Annotated in this window: 20 protein-coding genes, 1 tRNA gene and 1 pseudogene; 7 read left to right on the top strand and 15 right to left on the bottom strand. The window is 44.4% G+C overall.

Features of this window, described 5'->3' with window-relative positions; all coding sequences use genetic code 11:
- Window positions 1-8: 8 nt before the first annotated feature.
- The 12 genes from B5G40_RS14550 to B5G40_RS14495 are packed head-to-tail and all read right to left on the bottom strand — an operon-like array spanning window position 9 to window position 16,907.
- Window positions 9-392, bottom strand: a complete 384-nt coding sequence (locus tag B5G40_RS14550) for a rhodanese-like domain-containing protein (RefSeq protein ID WP_087400296.1) — start codon at window positions 390-392, stop codon at window positions 9-11.
- Window positions 389-922 carry a GDSL-type esterase/lipase family protein gene (locus tag B5G40_RS14545; protein WP_087400294.1) on the bottom strand — a complete coding sequence of 178 codons (534 nt, stop codon included), beginning with the start codon at window positions 920-922 and terminating at the stop codon, window positions 389-391. The genes B5G40_RS14550 and B5G40_RS14545 overlap by 4 nt, the downstream gene beginning before the upstream one ends.
- Before the next feature lie 49 nt (window positions 923-971).
- Window positions 972-1,355 (bottom strand): (deoxy)nucleoside triphosphate pyrophosphohydrolase, encoded by a 384-nt coding sequence (locus B5G40_RS14540; protein WP_087400292.1) that lies wholly within the window; start codon window positions 1,353-1,355, stop codon window positions 972-974.
- Between the two features lie 51 nt (window positions 1,356-1,406).
- Window positions 1,407-2,861: an ATP-binding protein gene (locus B5G40_RS14535; RefSeq protein WP_087400290.1), complete on the bottom strand. Its 1,455-nt coding sequence runs from the start codon at window positions 2,859-2,861 to the stop codon at window positions 1,407-1,409.
- A 2-nt stretch (window positions 2,862-2,863) separates the two neighbouring features.
- Window positions 2,864-4,891 (bottom strand): radical SAM protein, encoded by a 2,028-nt coding sequence (locus B5G40_RS14530; protein WP_087400288.1) that lies wholly within the window; start codon window positions 4,889-4,891, stop codon window positions 2,864-2,866.
- Between the two features lie 38 nt (window positions 4,892-4,929).
- Entirely contained in the window at window positions 4,930-6,555 is a 1,626-nt protein-coding gene (locus tag B5G40_RS14525; RefSeq protein WP_087400286.1) for a nuclease-related domain-containing DEAD/DEAH box helicase, read from the bottom strand.
- Between the two features lie 6 nt (window positions 6,556-6,561).
- Window positions 6,562-8,442 carry a DUF1998 domain-containing protein gene (locus tag B5G40_RS16750; protein WP_143383435.1) on the bottom strand — a complete coding sequence of 627 codons (1,881 nt, stop codon included), beginning with the start codon at window positions 8,440-8,442 and terminating at the stop codon, window positions 6,562-6,564.
- Between the two features lie 18 nt (window positions 8,443-8,460).
- Window positions 8,461-11,901 carry a DEAD/DEAH box helicase gene (locus B5G40_RS14515; RefSeq protein ID WP_087400282.1) on the bottom strand — a complete coding sequence of 1,147 codons (3,441 nt, stop codon included), beginning with the start codon at window positions 11,899-11,901 and terminating at the stop codon, window positions 8,461-8,463.
- Entirely contained in the window at window positions 11,901-13,175 is a 1,275-nt protein-coding gene (locus B5G40_RS14510; protein ID WP_087400280.1) for a hypothetical protein, read from the bottom strand. Before B5G40_RS14510 ends, B5G40_RS14515 begins: the two co-directional genes overlap by 1 nt.
- A 2-nt stretch (window positions 13,176-13,177) precedes the next feature.
- Window positions 13,178-15,151 (bottom strand): AAA domain-containing protein, encoded by a 1,974-nt coding sequence (locus B5G40_RS14505; protein ID WP_143383433.1) that lies wholly within the window; start codon window positions 15,149-15,151, stop codon window positions 13,178-13,180.
- Entirely contained in the window at window positions 15,148-16,680 is a 1,533-nt protein-coding gene (locus B5G40_RS14500) for an ATP-binding protein (RefSeq protein WP_087400277.1), read from the bottom strand. Before B5G40_RS14500 ends, B5G40_RS14505 begins: the two co-directional genes overlap by 4 nt.
- Before the next feature lie 23 nt (window positions 16,681-16,703).
- The gene (locus B5G40_RS14495; protein ID WP_087400275.1) at window positions 16,704-16,907 is read right to left on the bottom strand and encodes a helix-turn-helix domain-containing protein; all 204 of its coding nucleotides are present in this window, start codon (window positions 16,905-16,907) and stop codon (window positions 16,704-16,706) included.
- An 844-nt stretch (window positions 16,908-17,751) separates the two neighbouring features.
- On the opposite strand from B5G40_RS14495, the gene B5G40_RS14490 reads away from it, so the two are divergent.
- Window positions 17,752-18,453, top strand: a complete 702-nt coding sequence (locus B5G40_RS14490; protein WP_158099552.1) for a helix-turn-helix transcriptional regulator — start codon at window positions 17,752-17,754, stop codon at window positions 18,451-18,453.
- A gap of 50 nt (window positions 18,454-18,503) precedes the next feature.
- Window positions 18,504-19,169 (top strand): hypothetical protein, encoded by a 666-nt coding sequence (locus B5G40_RS14485; RefSeq protein ID WP_143383431.1) that lies wholly within the window; start codon window positions 18,504-18,506, stop codon window positions 19,167-19,169.
- A 41-nt stretch (window positions 19,170-19,210) separates the two neighbouring features.
- Here B5G40_RS14485 and B5G40_RS14480 read toward each other — a convergent pair whose 3' ends face one another.
- Window positions 19,211-19,453, bottom strand: coding sequence for a helix-turn-helix domain-containing protein (locus B5G40_RS14480; RefSeq protein WP_087400269.1), 243 nt, complete (start codon window positions 19,451-19,453; stop codon window positions 19,211-19,213).
- Between the two features lie 131 nt (window positions 19,454-19,584).
- Here B5G40_RS14480 and B5G40_RS14475 point away from each other — a divergent pair, with 131 nt between their 5' ends.
- The 3 genes from B5G40_RS14475 (at window position 19,585) to B5G40_RS14465 (ending at window position 21,611) form a co-directional block, all read left to right on the top strand.
- The gene (locus B5G40_RS14475) at window positions 19,585-20,031 is read left to right on the top strand and encodes a hypothetical protein (RefSeq protein WP_087400267.1); all 447 of its coding nucleotides are present in this window, start codon (window positions 19,585-19,587) and stop codon (window positions 20,029-20,031) included.
- Between the two features lie 677 nt (window positions 20,032-20,708).
- Window positions 20,709-21,128: a hypothetical protein gene (locus tag B5G40_RS14470; protein ID WP_087400265.1), complete on the top strand. Its 420-nt coding sequence runs from the start codon at window positions 20,709-20,711 to the stop codon at window positions 21,126-21,128.
- Window positions 21,129-21,245: 117 nt separating this feature from the next.
- Entirely contained in the window at window positions 21,246-21,611 is a 366-nt protein-coding gene (locus B5G40_RS14465) for a hypothetical protein (protein WP_087400263.1), read from the top strand.
- A gap of 186 nt (window positions 21,612-21,797) precedes the next feature.
- Here the strand turns inward: B5G40_RS14465 and B5G40_RS14460 are convergent.
- Together B5G40_RS14460 and ftsH are read right to left on the bottom strand one after the other, a co-directional pair.
- Window positions 21,798-21,873, bottom strand: a tRNA-Ala gene (locus B5G40_RS14460).
- 144 nt (window positions 21,874-22,017) lie between these two features.
- Window positions 22,018-24,147: an ATP-dependent zinc metalloprotease FtsH gene (gene ftsH / locus B5G40_RS14455; protein ID WP_087400261.1), complete on the bottom strand. Its 2,130-nt coding sequence runs from the start codon at window positions 24,145-24,147 to the stop codon at window positions 22,018-22,020.
- Window positions 24,148-24,353: 206 nt separating this feature from the next.
- Here ftsH and rlmB point away from each other — a divergent pair, with 206 nt between their 5' ends.
- Both rlmB and B5G40_RS14445 read left to right on the top strand, forming a co-directional pair.
- Complete coding sequence (gene rlmB, locus B5G40_RS14450) at window positions 24,354-25,121, top strand: 23S rRNA (guanosine(2251)-2'-O)-methyltransferase RlmB (RefSeq protein WP_087188673.1); 768 nt, start codon at window positions 24,354-24,356, stop codon at window positions 25,119-25,121.
- Window positions 25,122-25,155: 34 nt separating this feature from the next.
- A pseudogene (locus B5G40_RS14445) lies at window positions 25,156-25,444 on the top strand (hypothetical protein); the annotation flags it as partial.

Raw genomic sequence — 25,444 nt, 5'->3', positions numbered from 1 at the left:
GTGTTTTCTTACGGCTCGGTTTCATAGGGCCAGGTATTGATACCACCGAACTCATAGATGTTGGTGTAGCCCAAATCGGCCAACGTAGAGGATGCGGTCTTGCTGCGGTTCCCGCTGCGGCAGTAGACCAGCACCGTGGAGTCCTTCTCAGGAATCACCTCGGCAGCGGTGGCCTCATCAATGGTACCCACCGGCAGCAGGATAGCGCCAGGGATGTGGCCGCTGTCGTACTCGTCCTGCTCCCGCACATCCAGGATGATAACCTCCTGGGAGTCTATCATCTCTTTGGCTTCTTCTTGGGTGATCTGCTGGTAGGAGCCGTCGGCGGAATTTCCGCCGCATCCGGCCAGCAACAGCAAAAAGGAAATGAGCAGGGGTAAGATTCGTTTCATTTGAGTTCCTCCAGAAGTTTGGTAGCAAAGGCTTTGTGCCCCTGCTCCGTGAAGTGTACGCCGTCATAGGCCAGAGGGATGCCCCACCTTCCCGCATCGGCAAAGCGAATGCCCAGATGCTCCGCCAGGGCTTTACAGCATCGGGCGAAGGTATGGGAGTTATCAAAGAGCTGTTGGCTTGGCACCCAAGCTCCCAAAGCCACCGGCGGCGGTGCGATCAGCAGGATCTTGCTTCGGCCTAACGGAACAGCCGTAAGGAATCGCTCCAGTCTCTCAGCTGCCTGTTCCGGGCTTCGGCCCTGGAGCAGATCGTTGGTTCCCAGCATGACGATCAGCAGATCCGTATCGGCAGGAAAGGCAGGAGCAGCGGATGGGATCTCACGGCCGTTTTGTCCCATGTTAGAGATCGTCCATCCGGTCTCCGCAGCAAGGATGTCCACCCACCTGTTGTCCGAGGCATAGCGCCCGCCGAAATAGCTACGGGGATCATATCCATAGGTATTGGAGTCGCCGAAGCCGATAACGTTCATCCCATACTTTTCCTTTCTCTGTCTTAGTGATAGTCATGGAATTTTCCGCTTACTTCATAGTTTTCAGCCTCGTTAGGATTTCTTCATCCGCGGGGCAGAAAGCATATTGATCGATCTCGCCTACAGTGATCCAGCGAATATCATTGTGTTCCAGTTTCTGGGGGATTCCCTCACCGATGGTCGCATGGAACAGTGTCAAATGAACCGTAAGATCAGGATATTCGTGGACCACATCCATGAACACTTCACCAACATCCAGAGTGACGGCCAGTTCCTCCTGACACTCTCGGATGAGTGCCTGTTCCTTGGTTTCTCCTGGCTCTACCTTACCGCCAACAAACTCCCATAGGAGCCCTCTGGCCTTATGTGCCGGCCGTTGGCAGATCATAAATTTTTTCTGATTCCAAATCAGGGCAGCAACTACTTCGGTCATTTATCCATCGCCAATTTATTTCCTTTTTCATAAACTCCGATAGACTATGTACTAAAAATTACTAGCAATCATGTTTATAAATTTTTCTGCATCCTTCGATTCGTATTTTTGCTGAATTAAATCAAAAACCCGCTCTAAAACTTTTCGTTGCTCCGCTGTAAGCTTAAAATTAATATTTAATGCACGATATCTGGTTTGCGTTTTCTTTTGATCAATTAACGACGATAGTTTATCCCAATAATCCATTTCAGCGACTGCTTCAGATTCACCACTATCTAAGAAATCACTTTCCGTAGTATCTTCGGCATAGCTATAATCTTCAGAATAGAGATCATTTATATCTTCGAAAGATTGCGCTTCTAAGATCGCTTTTTTCTCTCTTGAAAGACTTCTCTCATACGATATCCGACGAATATCTTTTGAGACAGAAACTGCCCATTCCTTGAACATCTTAATTAACTCATAAAAAGCTTCGTTCTTTTCAAAATCATCTCGACGAGAATTTGCTATCAAATCAGGATCTATAACATATAATTCGCCCATAATCCATCCATTGAATCGTTCTTCCTTGAAATAGGAATTACAGGTTGATTTATCACCTATCAGAATATTCCCTTGGCGAACTCGAATTCCCTTAATAGAGTTATCATTTATTGTTCCGTAAAAGGCAGTATGAGCATACCAAAGAACAGCGCTTAAGACATTTCCTCTGTAAAATTTCTTCACATGGATATCTTGTATACTATCCGATATCTTTTTTACACGATCCGAAATAAAACTATCTGTGTAAGGTTTATACAGTTCCTCTCCATTAAGGCAAATGCAGTATGTCGGAATAGTGTATCCAGAAAGCCTCAACTTTTCCTCTATTGTACTTCTCCATTTGAAGCCTTTTCTAAATGGAAGCGGAGAATGCTGGATTAAATAATTTCGTACTAGGTCTTCGTCCATTAATCCATTATTTCTCATCACACCAAGCATTTTCACTTCGAAATAGTGGCGGTTTGGTTTTTCATCAAATTCCTCGACAAAAACAATTTGGTTCATGACATCATTGACGCTTATGCTGTCTTCACTTGAAGTGAGCAATAATTCTCTTAATAATTTTGCGTTGTAATGGACCAACGTTTTTGTACTCTCGCCAGAGAAGGAGGTGATGAAAATGAGTTCGTCACAATATCCCAAACCAGCCAAACGTCCGATACCACGAAAACCTCGGTTTTGAGTTCTGTGTTTATTTGAATTGCCAATATCAATAAGTGTTGATATTGCTTCTTTTTTGCTCAGGCCGTGGCCATTATCGAAAATTGAGAGCATATTTTTTTCATGATCAAGATGTATCGCAATTTCAAAACATTCAGGTCTCTCAAGTTTTTCCGCAATAGCAGTATCGATAGAATCCGCTGCATTTTGTATATATTCTCGATAAAGGTCAAGGGGGGATGCATACATACCATTAGTAAGGGACTCTAAGGTATATTTTCCTATTACAAGTTTGTGATTCATAACTATGTGTCAAATATCGAGAGTTGTTTGTAAACATTGGTAAGCTGTTTATTTAGTTCTTCGATAATATACTCAGCACCAACTTCACCATCAACGGCATTCTTTATTACCGTTTCCTTAAATTTTCCGAAACGTTTTAAAAGAAGCTCTCGAGTTGTCCTTTCATCTAAGGTTTTTATGGAATTAATAATTCTATTTTTCTCTTTTCGAGTTAGAATGCCATATCGAGAATACATGAACAGGCATTTAATAAGTTCAAAATCAAAGAAAGATTTTTTTATCATTATTTGAACTTTTGACAGATTATGAACGACAAATGGAAGTTCCTCAGCTTCGTAATCTAGGCAACTAAGAATATCAGCTACTGCTCTTTTGCCCATAACTCGACATATACCTTGCAAAAAGGAATAAGGAATTCTTGCATTCGCAATGTACCTGATCAACCGTTGATACATAATCGGAAACTCACTTGTTATGTAGTCAATGTAGACTTTCCGATCCTCCTCTGATTCCATGGAAAAAGCTTTTAACATTGTTGAAACAGTAAAATAATGTATAAACAGTTTCTTTTGTGTACAATCGGTCAAAGACATAAACCGGTCAACAGTGATACTATTGTCACCTATTGCAGAAATAAACGCCTCGCGGGATTCTCCCACCTTATCAAATAAGCGATTCCATTCTTTCAAATAGAGCTGGTTTTCATCCCATACTATTTTTCTTGCTTTTATTTCGCTTGGGGTTTCATTTCTCCGAGGTATAAAATCTCCGCGCCATCCAAGGTGGCTTTCCGGCATTGCTAATGTACGAACAAATTCCTCTGGGGTTTTTCCAAAATCTGCTTCAAAGAACGATCTTGATGAAACACCTTTTCCTTGTGTAGGGATCAACATTCTCTGTAAGGAGCGAAGATATTTAGGATTCCAATTCGTTCCTACAAAGCCTCGCTTTAGATCTTCCAATGGAATATATCTCATCGGGAAAGAAAAAATGGCCACTTTATGACCAGTGCTTTTAATCAATTCTTCTTGTAAATCCATGGAAATATGCATACGCTCATATAAATCTTCTGGAGTGTCTGCATGATAGCTATGTCCTTTCCCGGTGAAGTCCACTCCGTTGTAAAGCAAGTAGTTCGACATATGAGTTATGCCATTTTCGGCACAAAGTCGTATTGCTTTCTTATAAGCCTCAGCATCTTCAATGTGGTCAAAGGCAATTCTGGCAGGCCTTATTGCTAATTCTCCCAGTCTTTTCGCTTTATGTGGAGTGAGTAAAAAGGCATCTAGTCCCTGGTTAAAATCAACAAAGCGTTGTACACGCTTTCCTGTTTTAGGATTAATGTAAGTGGCACCCTTGGCAAATCCTAGGGCCTTTATCTCATCAATAATCTCATCGAATCTAGGCGATCTCAGAACATTATTATCCATGAGCAACAAATCTTTTTTAGGCCCAAATTGTTCATCGACTCGTCTAATAGTCTCTGTAATTGAGATATATGGATAGTACTCTGGCTCAAGTGTTTGAACAGCGCAAAAAGCACATTTCATACCGCATCCACGTGTCATATACGTGAAGTACGCATCGTGTGCAGGATAGACGTATTCGTCGGCGATATCATCTAAGATACCGTAATCGAGCGTCAATCTATCAATGCATTCTTCGTGCTCAAGTCCCAGTGTCCCTTTTTTGTCCAAAAGCCCCGTATTATTCTTCACTGTTGGAAAATTTTTAGCAATTAATTCGGGCATTAAAGTTGCTAAAATTCCACCAGTGTATACTTGAGTAGGATCTTTTACCACACTAAGAGCATATTCGATGGCTTCTTTAGTTTTTGGCCATTCGAAAGTAAATAGTGTGGTCACATAAACTCTATCCCATTTTTTTCCGTTAAAGGCTTCGGGGAGCTTTCCCTTTGCAAAGCGTACATAGTCATGATGTATGTATCTATGAAAATATGAAATCTTCATCAAGCCAATAGGAGGATACTTGTTTGCGTATCCCGGCTCAAGCAATAAAATATCTGCCATTGAGGTCCTCCAAAACACAAGTATATCAAGCTTGTGTTTTATAGCGTTTGTTCATAATCTATTACATATAAATAAAAGCGAGCTCTCGTTAATGCAGTGTACTGAATAGCACGAATTTCTTCTGTTTTAGCTTCGCCTTTATAAGTGTGATTGATAAAGATTACTATATCGGATTCCAAGCCCTTGTAATCTTCAACTGGAGCAAATATTACTCCACCAGGTATCGTTTCATTTAAATTGGTTAATGGATATCCTCCTATATAGTTTACACCATCTAGCGCCGATTGATCTAGTCTCAGATTACTCAAAATCACAATTTTCTCAGGAGAAACACCTTCTTTGTTGACCAGCTTATTAACGACTGAATCAACAAACGAAATCACTGCTTGTCTCCTTGTGAGTTTTCTAACATCTGGTTCGACACCTTCAATCTGATTTATTAGGGTTTCCGTTCCCAATGCAGTTCGCTCTAAAGTATATTGATAAATATTTGATGTATTCCGAATATTATATCTTAGGACAAATGGTTCGCCCTCAATAAAAAACTTATCGCCAAAATCACGTGAAAATATGTTCTGGCTTTCGTCATAGAATACATACAGTGAGCCTTTTTCTTTCACTAACAGGTTTGCGCAATATGCCCAATCCTCAGTAAAGTCTTGCGCTTCATCAACGATTACTAGGTCATATTGCTGCAATGCAGGTAACCGCTCCAATAAGTTCGCATATTCTTTACACCCATTTACCAGTGGTGCAGTCTCGTATGCAGTTCCAAGAATCGTTTCAGCAAATTTGTCAATGCTATAAACATCCGCTCCGTCCATTCCTACATACTCTTTTACTCGAGCAGCCAGAGTTGCGTTATAACAAAGATAGAGAGGACGCTTTCCGCTTAACATACAACGCTTTATTTTCTTAATTCCAATCCATGTTTTTCCTGTCCCTGCCCCACCAATAACAAATGCCCTTGGATAGTGCATGAGCAAATCAATAACCACATCTTGAGTTTGATTAATCTCTGCTAGTTCTCTCTCTTTGTCCTCAATAAGTGCACCTGCGGCAACAGAAAGAGCTACTCTTTTATTGATCAAGGAGATAAACTTCTTTTGGGCATCAGGAGACATAAACGAAGTATGTCCACCACGCTTAACGTTGAAATATCGGAAAATTTCAACAATTTTGGATTGTAGATTTTCCATATCCCCGATGTCAATGGTTAGAGCGAGAGGGGACTCCACTGTATTTGGCGCAGAAACTGCAAATTTAGGAAAGGCTACCGCATTACCATAAATTCCAGGATATGCTGTTTCCAACTCATCTTCGTAATATCTTTTGAAGAATCGCATGCTTTCCTCAGCCTGCTTATATGGAGAACATCTTAGCTTTCGGTCTTCATCATATTCCTTAAGAAACCACGTGTCGTCATCATCCACATAGATTCCTTTGCCGCCTTTGCATTCAATGCATAAAAAGCCATAATCAGGATTGAAGATTAGAAAATCACACTCACTGTCGATTCTTTTTCCGTTTTCTTCAGAATACCAACGTACAGAGAAGAATACATGATATTTCTCACTAAGCTGATCTCTGCATGCATTAAAGAAATCTTCTTCAGATTTGACGTGTTTCCTTTTTGTTATGTCCGACGGGTGCATCACAGCCATAATTAATTACTCCCAAAAGCCTTTGAGTTTTTCTTGTTTCTGTACATCGAAATATCCGCAGAGATAGCTTCGATCCAGATCTTTATTGAAGTGTTTACAAGAAACCTCATTTAAAAACAGACATCCTGCGCAAGCCTTGTCATGGTTAATACAGAGCGGATCAAAAATACACTTCTTCGAGTTTTCTTTTGCGTGTTTTAGCCATTTATCAAACTGTGACTGGAATGCACTATACAACGCCCCCATGCTAAATCCTTGAGAATTTGCGCAATAGATAAAAATTGCAGGAATATTTGGTAGTATATATTCAGATAATGAACTTTTGTCTAGGCCACACACCTCTGCAGCTTCGCGAATAAGTGCGTGCGAAATACTGTGAACTAAAGTATATACAGCCTTTGTTATTTTCCCTTTATCGCTTGTATCATCAATTTCTGTAAATGGGGTAATCAAGCCGCTCTGAATTCTATCCAAGAACCACATCTTCAGATCATATTCACTATCTGATTTTGGTTTCTCTGAGTCAGTAATAAATCGGTTTTCCAGCAGCCAGTCTATAATTCGCTTTCGGTCTATTTCAAAGAGAACCCCTTCTGTTTCCAAGCGGGCAGCATAAATGTTTCTCTTTTCCATCTCGCGAGGAAATCCCCTCAATTTGATGCGATCACCAAACTGCTCCTTCCTTGTATAGCCATAAGAGCAAAATACGATAGGGACGCTAGAACACATTTGAACATTTGAAAAGCCAAATCTGTTTGCCAGTTCTCTATAGTTTGGTTTTATGCCATCATTAATAAGCTCTGCATCATTTGCGGCTTCCTCAAGCGATAAAGTCACCTTTGCATGAAGCAGTTCGTCATATTCTAGAATCGCTTCAGCTATAGAGGTATATTCCTCCGGAATAGCGACGGATAATCCGTTCGATACTTTAGCGATAGACTCAAAAATCTGATTATTAGGATTATTGCGTCGTTTTGCATCAATTACCAATGCAATAGTTGAATCCTCAAGCCCAGCCGCACGAAGCGAATCGGCCTCAATTTGAAGTGTTTTTTCAAAATCATCTTTGCGTGTGATATTGCCCTTTGCAACCACGTCCTCATACTGCTCTGGAGACACCAAATCAAGATATTGAGAAATAACAACCTTTTCACCCTGATAATCCGTTTCATTATCCAAGAAAATATCTTTTCGCTTATCAAGAAGGTCTATCAAAGTCACTGTGGCAGGGATAAAGTGTGAAGAATCTAGTGCAGGACGTATCTCCAGTTGGTTATGACACTCAGGACAAGTATGCGATATAACAGCGCGTTTACCACATTTACTACATACAAAGTCTGTTCCGCTGCCTCGACGGTACATATACTTCGTGCCATGATCAGGGTTTTGACATTTAGGGACATAAATCCCGTCTGCATAACCACATCTGCAAAAACGGATCATTCGTATTTGCGTCATGTGTTTTCCGCAGTTGTCACAAGGCTGGTGCTCTCGACGTTTAAACTCGTCATATGAATAATACTGCCTTACTCGTCCACATGAACTACATACAAAAACCCATGGCTTCACAGAAGTGTGAATGGCACCAATAGTATCGCTCACTTTTGGGGTAAGCACTTCATATGTCTCTTCATCAATATTTGGAGCAAAATCAACAACAGCCGCTTCGCCTTCGCTGCTATTCGCAATGAATTCATGAACACGTTGATTAACCACTCGGAGTAATCTCTTATTGTTAATACCTGAAAGTTGTATGCTATTCCAATAATCAACGTGGACAGCGTAGGTTACTCCGCCCCCACTTTGAGTATAGTCAACCCAGCTACCAGGTAGATACTTATAGAGGGCTTGTTGAACGCCTCGGCGCATCTTTTTGTCATTTGCCATATATGTATCACTCCCTCATTACCTCATCTCAACAATAATTTGTTTGTCAGTGTCGCGCAAACTATTCATGACATGACAATAGCACCGGTCAAATGCCTCTGTCAGATAAGTTCTTGGTTCGATCGATCCATTTTTTAACGATATCACAAGATTGTCGATAATTTTATCAATCGTAATTCGATACAATTTTCCAATAGAACTATCATTATCTGAGCACTTATAAATATGATAAGCATGATTCTTCAACATATCTGCTGTAATCGCACCAACAGTTAAAGCTTTTTTTAGGTCGCCGTATTTGCTAACATCACCAATACTAAATTGCAACTCATATTCATAATAGTTCAGAATTAGACTCGACAATATTCCCGGAAGAGTATTTTCAACCGCTTTAGTTGCCCAACGGTTTATTGAAACCGAATCAACCAAAATATCTTTATACTCATGAAATTTAACAAAGTTTTTCAAGTAACTTTGATCCTTTTCGCGAGACGGCCTCATTATGTCAATAACCACGCCTGTATGTTTCCGGCCAACACGCGAATAAGCTTGAATATATTCTGCCGTGTTTCCAGGCATACCATAAAACATCATTAAATTGAAACGATCCGCATCAACGCCATGAGAAATCATACTTGTAGCCGCAATCATATTAAAGTCTAGATCGTTGGTGGCGCTTTCGGCGTGTTCAATTGACGACAGGGTGGCTCTTACTTCCTGGAAAGTATCGTCGCCGGTCATTTTTTTAGCAATTAATGGTTGAATCCCTTCTACTATTAGTTCCGTATTAATAGGGTCTTCTAGTGCTTGGAGTACGCGATTGCTTTCCATTTTGACATTATTGTATTCAAGAATAATCCAATAATCTTCGAGTAACCTCAATGCTGCCACTATTTTTTCTTCCCGTGGTCCATCAAAATTCATTCCTGGAATTTTGAGAATTTGCTCAGGATTCTGATATAGCTCATAAACTACGCGCTTAAGATATTGCAATGAATAAGCAACGCTGTTCACGATAGCTTTTCCAAACGGTGCATAACCTACAATGATGCGACCTATATCATTTTTGTCGATAAAAGAGTAAAAATCATGATCAAGATACGGTGACGCAGCGGGGAAGCGTATTGCATTTTTCCAATAAAGATGTCTGGCTTGCTCTGCATAGGCAGAAATAGTTGCAGTAGCACCAATTACCTTGATTCCTCTATTACACCCCGATAAATGGCGAATAAAGTATTCAATTAGCGTTTCATAATGTGAATCGTATGCGCCAAGAGATTCCTTAATCAAGTGCAACTCGTCTTGTATCAGTAATGTCGGTGCAGGATCCTTCATTTGAACACGCTGAAAGTCAGAAGGGATACAGTTACATCCATCTGCCAAACATTTTGTTCGCGCTGTGTATCCATGCTTTGGACACTTATAAGGAGCGCCGCATAACAGATTATGAAAGCGCATATTTAGTCCAATCGCTGTCATTTTATCAACAGTTGAAATAATAACACTTGGGATAAACCTATAAATATCATCATCTACCATAAAAAGTGGCAAACTTTCACCAGCAGGACATGCTTTATTGGTACAAATATGTCGCAAAGAGTTAGCCTCTTCATTATAAATAACATGGACGGTATTTGAGCCGCAGAAAGGACACACATCTAACAAACGATATTTCTCGTCAATTTCTTCAGCGGATAGTTCATTAAGTGTTTTCCTTAAATCTTTATCAATTTTATTAGGGGTATTGCCTTCGCCGACAAAATATCCTAGGCTGAAAGTTTCACCACCAAGTTTTTCCTCCACTCTAATTCGTTCTGCAGTTGCAAGAATGTTCGATACTCGTTGTACCTGCTGGACTGAAAGAAGCCTCAACGGATATTTAAGTAATGCAGTCACGCCGCACTCTTTTCCACGTAATCTATCAAAAAAGAGATTAAAAATCAGAATACCTAAAAAAGCTTCTGTTTTACCACCACCCGTAGGGAAATATAGTATATCGACATCGTTTGTCTTAGCTTTACGTTTAACCTCATCATCTAAAATCAATTCGGGTTCGTTTGCTACAATATCAAGAATAAGCGAAACAACAAATACAATCTGGAAAAGGCGCCAACTGTCATACCCTTTTGCAGATTTCTTAAATGCTTGGTTCATGTATTGGAAAGCAGTGCGTATCATATGATAATTATCAATCAATTCGATGCCTGTCTTGAAGCGTTTGATCTCCAATCTAAAAGAACTGATTTCTTGCTCAAACTGTCGCTTTCCATTAGGAGTTAGTCCACTCTTAGACGCAAAATCATCTTCCCACGACTTTAATTCTTTCAACATTTTTTCGTGAATAGAGGTTAGGGTGCTAACAGGATCGCTAATCAAATCTTCAAATTTGACTGCTAAAGAATTATTTGTTTTAAGACGATTTTGAATAAAAACGGGTACATGTATGGTTTGGATTACGGTATTATTTTCTAAGCACTCCACATTACAATTGTTTCCGAGAGCATAAACATACTTATCATACTTATAGTCATCAGCAAAATAGTCCAACTCAACAGGAATTAGTTTTCCGTTCCGAACTTTTACTTTAATTCCAGAATTAAACAAGGTATTAATCCGATAAGGGTCACTCTTTGCCAGTTTCATTTTTTTATCGCTTGTTTCATCGCCAAATGCTGTTTCATTGCTTAATGCGATGGTAATATCCAGACAATCTTCCACCCCTTTAACATCAACAGAAATGTCAAAATCAAATCGTGAAAACATTTCGAACTCTTCACGCGCAACTTGTTTGCGCTTATATTTTTCCCAGGCATCCTCTGTGATTAGGTTATCAATAGTAAGGCGATCTCGGAATTGACAAGGCATAGCACCTGGATATGCCTTGGCTTCGTAACACAAAGATTCAACTATTTCGTGTAATGTTTTTTTTAAGGAAGAATCCGGCGATAGACTGCCACAATCAAATTCCGCATTGTAGATATCAGAAATCTTCAAAGTTAGAAATATCTGCTTTCTGTCAATTGCAATTTTTTTGTATATTGGAAGAAGCGATACTTTATGTTCTAACATCTCTTTAGATAAACTTCCTGCCTGTTTCTGAGCTATTAAATCTTCAAATGTCGCAATTTTTTGATCCGTAAACGTAGCCAAGAAGTCTTTAAGAAACGCTTGCTTTTGCTGTTCATATGTTGGAATAATTCGAAAGAAAAAGTTGCCTTGTGGAAAAATATCTAACTCTGTATTTTCTATATCCGCCTTGGGGATTCGAAAATTTACGCCAATTTGCTTTATTAAAACACTAGAAGAAAATGTATCAGATGCACTCTGTGGAGACAGTTTACCAACATAAATTCGGTCGTTAGGGTTATATCCTATGATTGTATCAACATTAGTCCCAGAGATTGAGGCAACAAATCGTTCAACAATTTCTTTTGCTAACAGTTCTCTATTATTTGCCATCAATTCCACCCCTTCTCCTTAAAACGATCCTCAACAAACTTGGGCTTTAGGCCAAGTTTGGAAAGCAAAAGACTATAGATCGTGTTATATAAACTTGTACCCAAATACGCTTTATGAGTATGTATTGATTGTAAAGCTGATAGCCATTCGGAATACCCATCAATATTGCATTGAATAGATGATTTTACCTCATCTGCAGAAGGTACTTCGTGTTCACTTATTATTGAGAAAAACTTAAGGGAATCTGGTAAAGGAAACTTCTTTTCCCCCTGTTGCTCAAACTCGACTATTGCCATACGAGATACTTTTCCGGAGGAAGATGTTTGGAGTATGGAACGAACAACACCTCTGCCATATTGCTTGTGAAAAACAGTATAGCCTTTGGCAAGGCTTGTTGCTGGTTTTGGTTCATCAAATCCCGAGATTTTTCCATCCGCCATTTCTTTGAAATGTGAAAGGACAGATTCCGTCCACTCCTTGATTTTCGGCCAATCTTTAAAATAATTACTGTTAGATATTTCTATCAGCCATATTAATAATGCAGCATCCTTGAACTCAGAAATTAATGCTGGATATGCCATCTCAACTGCTCTCAGTACTGTAAGATAACGTCTAAAACGCATATTCATTGTCTTATCTGGAATCTTCATCAGTTTTGAAAGGAATCCAGAATAATCATTGTTTTTAACATGCTTTGCCGATTCTTTTGAAAACTCTGTAGTGCCACTATAACTTGATTGTGGGGTATATTGAAATGGACTCTCTAAAGCCTCTTCTCCATCATCTAAATCTAATGGTTCCGCAGTTAGAATGCTAGATGCTACAATTTTTCCTGCACCGTATGCAGTCTCTCCACAAATTACATTCTGATATGTTTTGGCCTGCTTTTCTATAGCAAGAGTTTTTCCTATGATGATATTACCATCTGCGATAATCGTATCTGCATCAATGGATTGTCCCACGATTCTATCCTGGCAGATTACAGATTTTGCTTGAATATCCTCAGCCCAAATATCATTTTGAACAATAAGTGTTCCAGATACACTACACCGGCCCATACAAACAAAGCGCCCCTTAATATCAATTTCCTCGGCAGTAACATCTCCGAATACAATCAAGTCAAAGAGCGCAAATATTTTCTTGGTGCAGTGTAAATGTCCCGAAATAATATAACTTGCCTTAAAGGTAATATCATCGGATTCATTGATATTAGGGAAAATCAACTGGTTTTCGGCTTTTATCGCATCTTTGGTCTTATCATCATACAGTATCATATCTATTCTCCCATCGAGTCGCGGAGCAAATCCATATATATTGATTCGCCTTTAGGAGCTGACAAAATAATCGTCAACTCATCTTTTGCACGCGTACACCCTGTATACAAGAAATTAATATTCTTTTTGAAAGCTTCCTGTTTTTCTTCCAATTTTTCTTCAGTTAAACCATCAAAATCTTCAAGAACCTGTACTTTTTCATGGGAGCCAAGTGGCCTAAGTCCTGCTAAGATTACAGCTCTAAAGTCCAAACCAAGAGATCCTTCAATAGTGGCTATTGTCACTCCACGACGAGAACCATATGTTGCACCTTCAGATTCACCAGGAATTAGAATAGATGGCATTTCCCAGTTCTCTTTGTAGAAAATTTGCTTTATATGGGGGAGAAGATTATAATAGTGCGTTTTCCAACCTTTTGTCGTGTATGGCTGGCGTCGGTTATAGACAATTACCGCTATATCCACTTCACTATATCCCTTTTTAAGAAGATCCCGAATTGCAGAACAAATTGCCTCTGCTTCACCTTCATTGCTCAATTCTTTTACCATAGATAATGTGGGCTTGTTTCCAGGCCGATATGCTGTACCACGCAGGAAGAGCTCTGGATCAGATGTAAAATCAACACCAATTTTTGCTCCAATGGCTTTAGCGCAACTTACATATCTATCGATAGCATCGTTGATTGGTTTAGAGTTTCTATAATTTGTTTCAATAGGGAGCGTCTTCCCTCGATACTCCGGATAACCGCTTCCACCACCCTGCCAAGGGGCTTTTCCGTGTTTGATATTATTCTTTATGTCTTGGGACTTATCCCCGGCAATCACAAAATAATGGTCATCATCATTCTTGCTTTTTAGCAAGTTAAAGCAAAATCTATACCACTCTGGCTTGAAAATTTGAACCTCATCGATAAAAATGCCATAAAATCGTTCTTTAATTTGACCGGTTGCTAATGCATTATTGGCTTTTTCGAACAGCGTATCATAGTATTCATTTTGTTGATGTGGGTAACTTGTCGGGAGTGAGATTCTATTACTTTCCAGCAACTGTTTGCAGAGGCCTAAAAAGGTAGTACACTTTACGTTTTTGTCAATAAAACCTGCTTGTGAAATGGCCCACTGATAATAATTGTTTAGATTACGGTTATAACACGTAATCAAAAAGTCCTCACACGGATTTAAACTTGCAAGCTTAAAACATTTAGAAATGAGCAAAACACTTTTACCACTACCTGCACAAGCAAGAATTAACTGATTACCTTTATTAATCCTATTTACAATATCAATTTGCCAAATATCAAGTCGATAAGATTGAACAGCACGATCCATCTGTGATAGTGCAGCTTCTTTAATAGAAATTGTCCTACGATCGTCCAAAATGAACTTTCTAGGAATTGTAATCTCTGGGCACAATCGCTGGAAGATATTATTTACTATTTTTTCTTCAATCTCATCAGCTGGTGACAATCTTTCTAAAAGAATTTTCTTGCCCTCTTTCCGCAAAAGATGGATGTTATTTTTGCAGAGGACATGCTTCGAACAAAACGCTTTTTCTGGTTCTGATAATTCGGACTCTATCTGTGAGAAATCAATATTAGGAAAAACGAAACTGATATTTAGCGCAAATCTCAAATTTCCGCTTTCTCTTACTAAATAATTACTTTCTTCCAATTTTGATTTAATGTCATTTTCTAAAACGGAATATACTATAGGATTTGCCAGGGCTTTGATGGTGGTAGATGCAACCAAGGGAACATCCGCATCAAAAAATCGAAGCAAGATTATTCCTTCGGGTACGATCAACATATTAAAAAGTTCGGCTTTTCCTTGACCAACCTCACGTTTTCTCGGATTAATCTGAAGAACATAGTATACTAATTCTTCTTCAGAGAATGCTCTTTCGGTGGTTCTAAGGAAAGACCGTTCGCTTGTTGATAGGTCCAACTTGTCGTATTTTTCTGGATATATCTGCATCACTTTTTACCCTTTGTTTTAATCTCATTAAGAAATTCATTATAAAGGCTGTCAACAGTTTCTCGAGCAAAGTTTCGCGTCAGCACCTCTAACATAGCTTGGATTATTTTCTTTTCAGCTTTTGAAAAATCAGATGTAATAGTTTTTTTTGCACGGTAATTTACCGATTGTGTTACTGTTTCACCCAGTTCGTCTATTGTTTGAATGAGCTGAACTTTTTGTTGGGTAACCTCAGGAGCAACAGACTTTGGGATGATACGCAATTCTCTCTTTATCGCTTCGAGATCTTTAATAACCTGTTCCTTCTCAAACGAGGAGTTAAATCCAGTGGTTAGTATTGTTTCTGCTTGGGAGATTACTTTCCCTGCCTTTTTTATTGCTTTAGCTGCAGGATTATTCCGTGCCTTAGATGCAGCACGTATTTTATCAGATACTTCAGAACCTACTGTTGCTCGAACGCCATTCTCAAACTGAGCAAAGGTGTCATTTCGTTCAAAATCGTCTCGCCGTGCATTCGGTATTAAATTTGGGGATACAATGTATAGTTCTCCCAACACCCAACCGTTAAAACGAGACTCTTTGAAATAAGGAGACAATGTTTTGGCGGTTCCAATCAGTATGTTTCCAAGCCGAACTCTAATGCCAGATAATCTTTCATCTGCCAACGTTCCTGAAAATTCACTATCCGCATACCAACCATATGCTAACGCTACACCTTCGTCATCAATGACATTAAAAAACGATATACCATTGACCTCGTCTTTTGTAACGCCAGCTCTTGCTGAAACATCAAGAGTCAACTTGTAAGGTTTGTATAATTGTGTTAGGTGCTCGAAAGAACGCCCAATAAAGATAGGATATTCGGCGATCAAAACCCCTTTTGCTTCAAGATCTTGTCTGATAGTGCCTCCCCAATAAAAATTTTTCCTATATGGAAGCGGAGCGACCTGAGATATATAATCTTTGACCATATCCAAATCCAAAAGACTTGCAATATCATCTACATCTTCCATTTTGACAATAAAATAATGTGCCGCTTCTTGTTCTTCAAGAACATTAACAGTAGTAACAGCCTCTATAACACTTTGCAGCGTATGCTCGTCACCTTGTCCAGGAATTAATAATTCTCGCAATTTTTCGCAGTCAAATGTAACGATTGTTTTAATATCTTCCCCTTTGACCGTTGTACAAAAACTAAGTTGTCTGCAATATGAGAGGCCCCCTAAACGACCTATTCCGCGAAAGCCTCTATTAACAGTATGGAGTTTATTCGAATTCCCGATATCTAAAAGTGTTTTTCTAGCGTTGTTTCCGCATATGCCAATTCCATTATCTTTAACACTTATTACTTTTCTCTCGTCATCAATAATTATTTCAATACGGCTCTCTTCAATGGTGAGGAGTTTTTCTTGGACAGCCACATCAATCGAATCAACTGCGTTCTGGATGTATTCACGGAAACAGGATTCGGGTTCGTTATACATTCCGGTCGTAAGAGACTCTAATGTAAATTTACCAATAGATATTTCCATAAAATAAAATCCTTTCAACAATCTTATCTTTTGCAAGATTGCTTGCTTTTTATATACTTTCCAGATTTAATTCTTTCATCTACAGGTTTTATTGCGTCCTCCGGAATTGCCCAATATGAGCCAATTTTCATTGCACCAGGTATTCTCCCGTCTGCACAAAGATCACTTATCCATCTTTTAGAAAGGTTCCATTTTTCAGATGTTTGTCTAATTGATAAATAACCCATATATCTCTCCGTTCTTATCCCAGAAAATGACATACTTAAATGGGTTAATTATACTCCAAACTTCGCGGAAAATCAATTTGACTATTGCCGCACTATTCCTAATATTTTTAGTCTATTAACCATTTTCAAACAATTCTTTTTTGTCCAAATTCTAAGAAAATATCATCATTCACACAAAAGAAAAGAAACTTATTTGGCCGGATATCCTCGTTCTTTTGTTGATCATCACTGTATAGTAACTATGTGTTTCTTCGAAACTCTAAAGCTCAGGTTCAAGGTAACAGCAAACGTATTAGCACGGTATTCCAGGTGAGCCCAAGTAACACTATAGGCGTGTACCGTTGCAGGCCTTTATTGGCTCCTGAGCATGTGAGGTAACCCCTCCTCCCGCCAGACGGTATTCTTTGTATAGGCGTGTTAAAAATTGATATGCCTGACTTAAAACACCTTGCTTCTCGGCCTCTACAGAGGTACAATATCCCAAACCCGAACAGTAAAAAGAGCCCTTCTGGACAGGCGGCGGCAGCGGATGCCGCGCCTGGTCAAGAAGGGCTCTTTGACCACATGTTTGACCACAGATAGCGTCGGAGCACTCGGAAACAGTGGGATTAAGAGCGCCAAAGAGTGAGCGGAATGGAACGAAAATAGTTAAAAGCCATTGGAAAGTACCAGAAAAAATTTAGTTCAACCGTTTGGGAGCAAATTGCGGCAGGTTCGTACTACACGACATATTGTTGGTGCCGAGGATTCACCAAACAAGCATATGCCACTGGAAAAAGATCGCCTTTCATCTTGCATCCTGATGTCAAGTTCCCGTACAATATGGCCAAAAGGAGGGAATCACATGAACGGACTATCCTTTATCCGGCGGCGGTGCAACTTGAGCCAGGGGCAGCTGGCGCAGATGCTCGGCGTCACACGACAGGCCATCAACCTATGGGAAAACCGCAGGGAACCATTGCCCGAAGCGCGCTTGCGGCAATTGAGCGATTTCTTCGGACTGGAGCCGGAACTGTTCGGCGAGATCAGCGAGATGCAGCAGGACGAACTGCTCCACCGGGTCTGTTTTCTGTGTCGGGACGCCGACGGCCACGACTACTATCTGTTCCGGGAAAACCCGGAACAGCCCATCAGATTTCTGCTGAACGAAAAGGCCGGTATGCCTCTAACCCAGGACGAGCAGATGATTTTGGACAAGCGGGAACTGGAAGAAATGCTGGACACCATTTGCCAATCCGTATATCCGAAAGACCGTTCCAAATGGACTGCGGCGGATTCTATTGTAGCCATGAACCGGATGCGTAATATTTTAGGTAGCCTGGTAGAGGCGCTGGAATCCATTCAGCGGCAGCCGCGGGAGCGGAAAATGGACTGCTTCTATCTTCTGATGCAGGTGGAATTAGCGCTTGCTCTGGCCCTCGGCGGCATCGAGGCCGAAGATCTGCCGAATGGAGACACGATGCCAATGTTGGACAGCGCCTACATCACCGCTTTGGCAGCACAGTTTCAGAGCCGACCGGAAGAACAGGTCGCCCTTGCCAAATAAGACCAGTTTCGGTACAATTACGATAAGAAACACCGCCAGGAGGTGGCACTATGGCGATTCGTTGTCCGCACTGCGGAAGCTCGGTTATGATTCGAGGCAACCGGTGGGAGTGCGGTTGGTGCGGCGATTTTGGAGCGCTCTCATCGCTTCCGGCGTCGGAGCGGGCGAAATTGGACGACACAGCCCCGGTGACGGTCACTGTCATGGTGACCGAGCCAGAAGAAGATTCTCCAAAGAAGCTCACCCCGGAGGAACTGGAAGTCATGGTGTGCGGGTGGGACATTGTGGACAACGAGGATGCCATCCGGGATCTGCTGCTAGCTGCATTCCCGGAAGCCGCCTCTTATGTTGAAGCCGATGATCTAGGCGCTGAAGAACTGCTGGGAGCCGCCTATGAGAAGAACCCTGATCTGGCTGTGGAGATGTGGCGGAAGGTGCTGGATGTGGCCCAGGGACACCTCCAGGAGCCGGAACGGGCGGAGTATCTGCTGTGTGACCTTATGGGCGATATCTGGTACGGCTCTATCTCCCTGTGGTTTATTCTGAAAGCTATGAAGCAGGATGAGAACTTTGCCCGGCAGGTATTCGGAAGTGCCTATGTAGGGTATCCGCAGGAGGAATTGCTGAAAGTATGCGATGATTCTGGTGAGACGGAGTTGAAAGCAAAACTGACTTCGTTGTTGGAAAAGAACCCGCACTTCAAAGGATTTGAGTAAAAAATAAGCACGGACAATCGCTGCTTGGCGGTTATCCGTGCTTATTTGATTTCTTGCTCCAGGTCGTCGAACAGATCACAGTCAAAAAACTGCCGGATGCTGATGTCCAATCCGTCACACAGCTTCTTGAGAGAAACCACACCAGGATTTTGACTTTTTTCGTTCAGCATGCTGTAAATTGTGGATGGCGAAACGCCCGACACGCCAGCCAATGCATTGACCGCCATATTTCGTTCCGCGCATAGGTCGAGAATGCGTTTTGCCACCGCTTCTTTTGTGTTCATCCTCGCATCCCTCCCTGCGATGTATCGTAAAAACAGTGTAACCAATATTACGATAAATCGCATGGGACATATCGCAAATTTGCTTGTAGTCTGCTATAATTGCGATATATCCCATATTTGGAGGATGATTTATGTTAGCGTGTACCTTCTTCGGCCATCGGGACTGTCCGGCGTCTATCAAACCGAAGCTGCGGGCGGTGGTGGTGGAGCTGATTGAGCGGCACGGCGTGGATCAGTTCTATGTGGGGCGGCAGGGGGTCTTTGACGGCATAGCTCGCTCTGTGCTGAGGGAGTTGGCAGAAATCTACCCTCACATCTCCTACGCCGTGGTGCTGGAACGGCTCCCGGGGCCGATGGACAAGGTGATCTGGGATTTCTCCGACACCATCTTTCCGGAAGGTCTGGAGACTGTGCCGCCGCGGTTCGTCATCTCCAGGCGCAACGAATGGATGCTGAAACAGGCCGACTTCGTGGTGGCCTACATCACCCACAGCTGGGGCGGCGCGGCCCAGTTTGCGGAGAAGGCACGGCGGCAGGGCAAGACGGTGTACAACCTGGCAAACAGCCGAAGGTATTAAAGTAACGCACGCATATCGCAAAATTTCTCAAAAAAATTTTTTAGAAATTTGTCAATCAAGGAAATGCAAAATCCGAAAATCCCGAACTTTTTTTGGCAAAAATGATGTGAGCTCCAAAAAAACAACTTTACCCCATTTTAGGGGTATTTGGACCCCTTTTGGAACCGCCTCAGCCAAAATTGCACTTCAGCACAAAATTTCAATTTTTCGAGTTTTTGCAACTTTCTATCTAAATATTACTCTGTATTTTTCGATTAATAGCGCATATTGACAACTATATGTTTCTGTGCTAATATAGTGTCAAGCCAGAAGTCTTATTGGCTAAGTAATTGAATACAGAAAATTTCTACACAATATTTTTGAAATTAGAACTACGCATATGCCGCCACATATCGGTATGTGCATACTTGCGATGGACAATCTTATGTCCCGCCAGGAAAACAAATTCTGCAACTTCATACTGTGATTCCTATATCGCAATAAAGTAGACAGAATCTCTCAATGTGAACGCTTTGAAAGCAAGTAGATTGGGGGTATTCTGTCTTTTTTTGTACCCCCGGCCAGGAAACCGACCCATCTACGAACGAAGAAAATTACAGACTGGTTCAATGCACACGAGAGCTTCGGTGAGGGCTCCGTGTCCGACTCATTTTCCCACCGAGAAAAGGAGGTATTGCATGATGCTGGACATTCAGAACACCGCTCTGGATCTTGGATCCAAAATTTTTGACCTGATTGGAACCGATACTGTTCCGGAATCTGCTGGAACGATGGCTCTGGCCATCATGACCGCTCAGGAAACCGCAGCCCGGGTTGCTTTCCAGGGAACTGCCGCTGCAGAGGCTGATGAAGCCATTGATGCACGGGCAGTTGACTATGTGCCCTTCGTTGTCGAATGCGGCACTGCGGCTGAAGTCGTTGCGTATTTTGATGCGTTGGATAACATTCTGACCGATGCCAGTGGCCGCTATCATGTGAAATGGCTGGCTGTGGCGGCAGATTGTGCCTGCAAGGCGTTGGCGTTTCTTCTGTCTGGAATGGACACCCTTCCCGCAAATCTTGCAGAAGCCGTTTCCGCATATGGAAATAATGCGTAACATACCAGTCTGATGAAAGCTGATAAGTCTTCTGACTGAACAGGGCCTGCTGCATATGCGGCAGGCCCCACCCAAAAAACACGCGGGCGTTTGGGTCCGCGGAAAGGAGACGCTGCAATGCGCGAATTTTCTAATACCAATGAATACTCAGGCTCCTTTGCCTTCCGGCTGGGGCCTGATGTAACGGAAATCAATTTCCTGGTTGTTTACCAGGTGATGGATGTGGAAGATCTGAATGCCCATGATGTGTATGATCTCTCCGTGACTGTTTTCGAACAGGATGAGGCGTACCGTCCTATGCCGGTGTTCTATTTCTTCACCCGTGCGACGCGGGAAGAGTTGACCGATCAGGTCACCTTTCCTTTGAAAATTATGGCCACGCTGCGGGACAGCAAGGAATTTCGTGATGTGTGTCGTGATTGTTATCTGAAAACGGTACAGCCTCTGGAGACCTGGTCTGTGTATGCCACTTCCGCTTTTTGATAAGTGGAATTTTGATTCCACACAGGGCACAGCTGTGACGCCTGTTCCGGGAGAAAAAATACGATTCCACTTTCATTCCACTTTTCCGGCAAAACCGGCAAAACTGGAAATTCCCCATTTTCGCACTTTGGGAAATAAAAAAAGACTTGAAACCGAAGTTTCAAGTCTTTTTTTACTCTTTCGAGTTGGTGGAGATAAGCGGGATCGAACCGCTGACCTCTTGAATGCCATTCAAGCGCTCTCCCAGCTGAGCTATACCCCCATATTCACTTTGTTCTGGCCAGGTCGACCGAACGAATTGTATTTTAGCACGGGTCACCCGCTCTGTCAACTCTTTTTTTCATTTTTCTCAAATTTTTTTAGAAACAGAATCCGGGCGCGCCATGACGGCGCGCCCGGATTTTCCTTATTCTTCTGTTGTCTTGTCCTCAGAGGGCTGATCCGGCTGGGACGGAGCGGAGGGCTCCTCCTGGCTGCCCCACAGGGGAATGGCCTGGGGTTTCTCCTCCGGCTTGTTCTTCTCCTGCTCCCGCTTCTCGGCCTCGGCATACTGGTCGGCCAGAGCAGGGTCCCGGCCTTCCAGAATGGCTACCATCTCGGCGCCGGTAATGGTCTCCTTCTCCAGCAGGTAGGCCACCACCTTGTCCATGTCCTCCCGGCTCTCGGAGAGGATCTCGGTGGCCTTCTTGTAGCAGGAGTCGATGATGCTGCGCACCGCCTGATCCATGGCCGCGGCGGTATCATCAGCACAGTCCAGGCCGTAGCCGCCGTCCAGATACTGGTTGCGGCGGGAGGCCAGAGCCATCATGCCGAACTCCTCACTCATACCGAACATGGCCACCATATTGCGGGCGATGCTGGTGGCATCCTGAATGTCCTGCGCGGCGCCGTTGGTCATGGTCTTCATGACCAGTTCCTCGGCCACACGGCCGCCCATGGAGACGCAGATCTGGGCCAGCAGCTCGTCCTTGGTGTGGAGGTTCTTGTCCTCCTCCGGCAGGTGGAGGGTGTAGCCCAGAGCGCCCTGGGTGTGGGGAACGATGGTGATCTTCGTCACCGGCTCGGCGTGCTTCTGCCGGTAGGCCACCATGGCATGGCCCACCTCGTGGTAGGCCACCAGCTTCTTCTCAAACTCGCTGAGGACGCTGCCCTTCTTCTCGGCGCCAGCAATGACCAGCTCGAAGGCAGTGAGCAGGTCCTGCTGGTTGACCGCCTTGCGGCCCAGACGGACCGCACGGAGGGCGGCCTCGTTGACCAGGTTGGCCAGGTCCGCGCCCACGGCGCCGGCGGTGGCCAGAGCCACCTTCTTCAGATCCACATCCTCCGCCAGCTTGATCTTGCGGGTATGGACCTGGAGGGTAGCCAGACGGCCGGCCAGGTTTGGCCGGTCCACGGTGATGCGCCGGTCAAAGCGGCCGGGCCGCAGCAGGGCCTGGTCCAGCACCTCGGGCCGGTTGGTGGCGGCCAGCAGGATGACGCCCTTGGTGGGGTCGAAGCCGTCCATCTCGGCCAGCAGCTGGTTCAGCGTCTGCTCCCGCTCGTCATTGCCGCCCATGCGGTTATCGCGGGATTTACCGATGGTGTCGATCTCGTCGATGAACACGATACAGGGGGCCATCTTGTTGGCCTCCTTGAACAGGTCGCGGACACGGGCGGCACCCATACCCACGAACATCTCCACGAAGTCGGAGCCGGAGATGGAGAAGAAGGGCACGTTGGCCTCGCCGGCCACGGCCTTGGCCAGCAGGGTCTTACCGGTACCGGGAGGGCCCACCAGCAGAGCGCCCTTGGGCAGCTTGGCGCCGATCTCGGTATACTTCTGGGGGTTGTGGAGGAAGTCGATGATCTCCACCAGGGACTCCTTGGCCTCGTCCTGACCGGCCACGTCTTTAAAGGTGACGCCGGTCTTTTTCTCCACATAGACCTTGGCGTTGGACTTGCCCAGATTGCCCAGGCCGCCGCCCATCTTGCCCGCCATGCTGCGGAACAGGAAGGAGAAGAGCAGCACCATGACCACCATGGGCAGCACCCAGGAGATGAGCATGGAGACGATGGGGTTGAGCTCCTCCACATACTCGGGGCCGAATCTGGTGACGTCGTGCTCTTCCAGCAGATCAATCAGCCCGTCATCCCGCACCCCCGCCTGGGTAATGGGCGCGCAGAAATAAGTGGTCTTGTTCTTGTCCCACTGGGAGGGGGGCGGCACGGTGGTCTCCTCCTGCTCCCCGGTGAGGCCGGCGGCGGTGGCGGTCTTGGTGATGTTGCCGTTGGCGTCCACCGACACCCCGTCTTTTAAATAAATGGTGTACTTGTTGGACTCCATGAGCACGCCTGCCACGCAGTCCTCCTTGACCAACTCCCGGAAGGTGCCGTAGCTGATCTCCACCGAGTTGGCCTGGCGGAACATGGAGGTGGCATAGTTCACCAGCACCGTCAGCACCAGGGCCCACAGGATGATGGACACGATGGCGGTGATGTTGCGCTTGTTATTGCCTCCGCCCTTTCCGCGGTTGTTGTTCTGGTGATCGAAATTCAAAAAGGCGCCTCCTTAGCGTACATTCATTCCTATTTGGAAAGTAATTATAGTTATAGCACACGCACCCTCAAAAAACAAGAAAGGGAAGGCCGAAAGCTGTAAACTTTCTATGAAACCAGCCGGGTTCAAAGGGGTAATTTTTATCTTTTTCTGCGGCAGGTCTTGTGGTATACTGGTAGCGATCAACAAGAAAGGCGGAACCAATTATGAAGGAGCGCAGACCGGCCCCTCAGGCCGAGGCAGACGGCATCATCGAGGGGCGCAACGCCGTCACTGAGGCCCTGCGGGCGGGCACGCCCATTGATAAAATTTTCCTGGCCCGGGGAGAGACCGACTCTGCCCTGGCCCACATCGCCGCCGCTGCCCGGGACAAGGGCATCGTGGTGGTGGAGTGCGACCGGAAGAAGCTGGACTTTATGAGCCGCACCCACTCCCACCAGGGTGTCATCGCCCAGGCCGCGGTGCGGGAGTATGCCAGCGTGGACGACATTCTGAACGCCGCCCGGGAGAAGGGGGAGCCCCCTCTCATCGTGGTGTGCGACGAGCTTTCCGACCCCCACAATCTGGGCGCGGTGATCCGCACCGCCGAGTGCGCCGGAGCCCACGGCGTCATTATCCCCAAGCGCCGTTCGGCGGGCCTGACGGCGGTGGTGGCCAAGACCTCCGCCGGCGCGGTGAGCCATATTCCGGTGGCCCGGGTGCCCAACCTGCCCGCCCTGCTCAAGGAGCTGAAGGACGAAGGGGTATGGGTGTTCGGCACCGCTGCCGACGGGGACCGGCTGCTCTACGACGCCGACCTGAAGGGCCCCGCCGCCATTGTCATCGGCAGCGAGGGGGACGGCATGGGCCGTCTGGTATCTGAGACCTGCGACTTCCTGGTCCGTATTCCCATGAAGGGCAAGCTCAACTCCCTCAACGCCAGCGCCGCCGCCGCCATCTTGCTGTATGAGGCCGTACGGCAGCGGATGGGCTGACAACCACTGATCTTCAAAAAAGGAGCACGTTCCCATGGCAAAAGACCGGGATGACGAACTGAATGAGGATCTGCCCGGCGGGGACGAGTTCTCCCTGGAATCCATTCTGGCGGAATTCGGCGGCGGGCAGAAAAAGAAAAAGCCGGATGAGGAGGATACCATACCCTTCCCGGTAGTACCCAAAAGCCAGCGACCCTCCTCCCCCTCCAAAAAGCCGGGGCGGGTGCTCACCTTCCCCGACGGCGGTCAGGAGCAGACTCAGAAGGAGCCCAAGGCCGCCGCCACCCGGCAGCCGCCGGTGGAGAAGGCCCCACCGCCCAAGC

Source organism: Flavonifractor sp. An9, assembly GCF_002161245.1.
Classification (GTDB): Bacteria; Bacillota; Clostridia; order Oscillospirales; family Oscillospiraceae; genus Flavonifractor; species Flavonifractor avicola.
The sequence above is the reverse complement of the archived record's forward strand: the minus strand, read 5'-3'. Positions and strand labels throughout refer to the sequence as shown.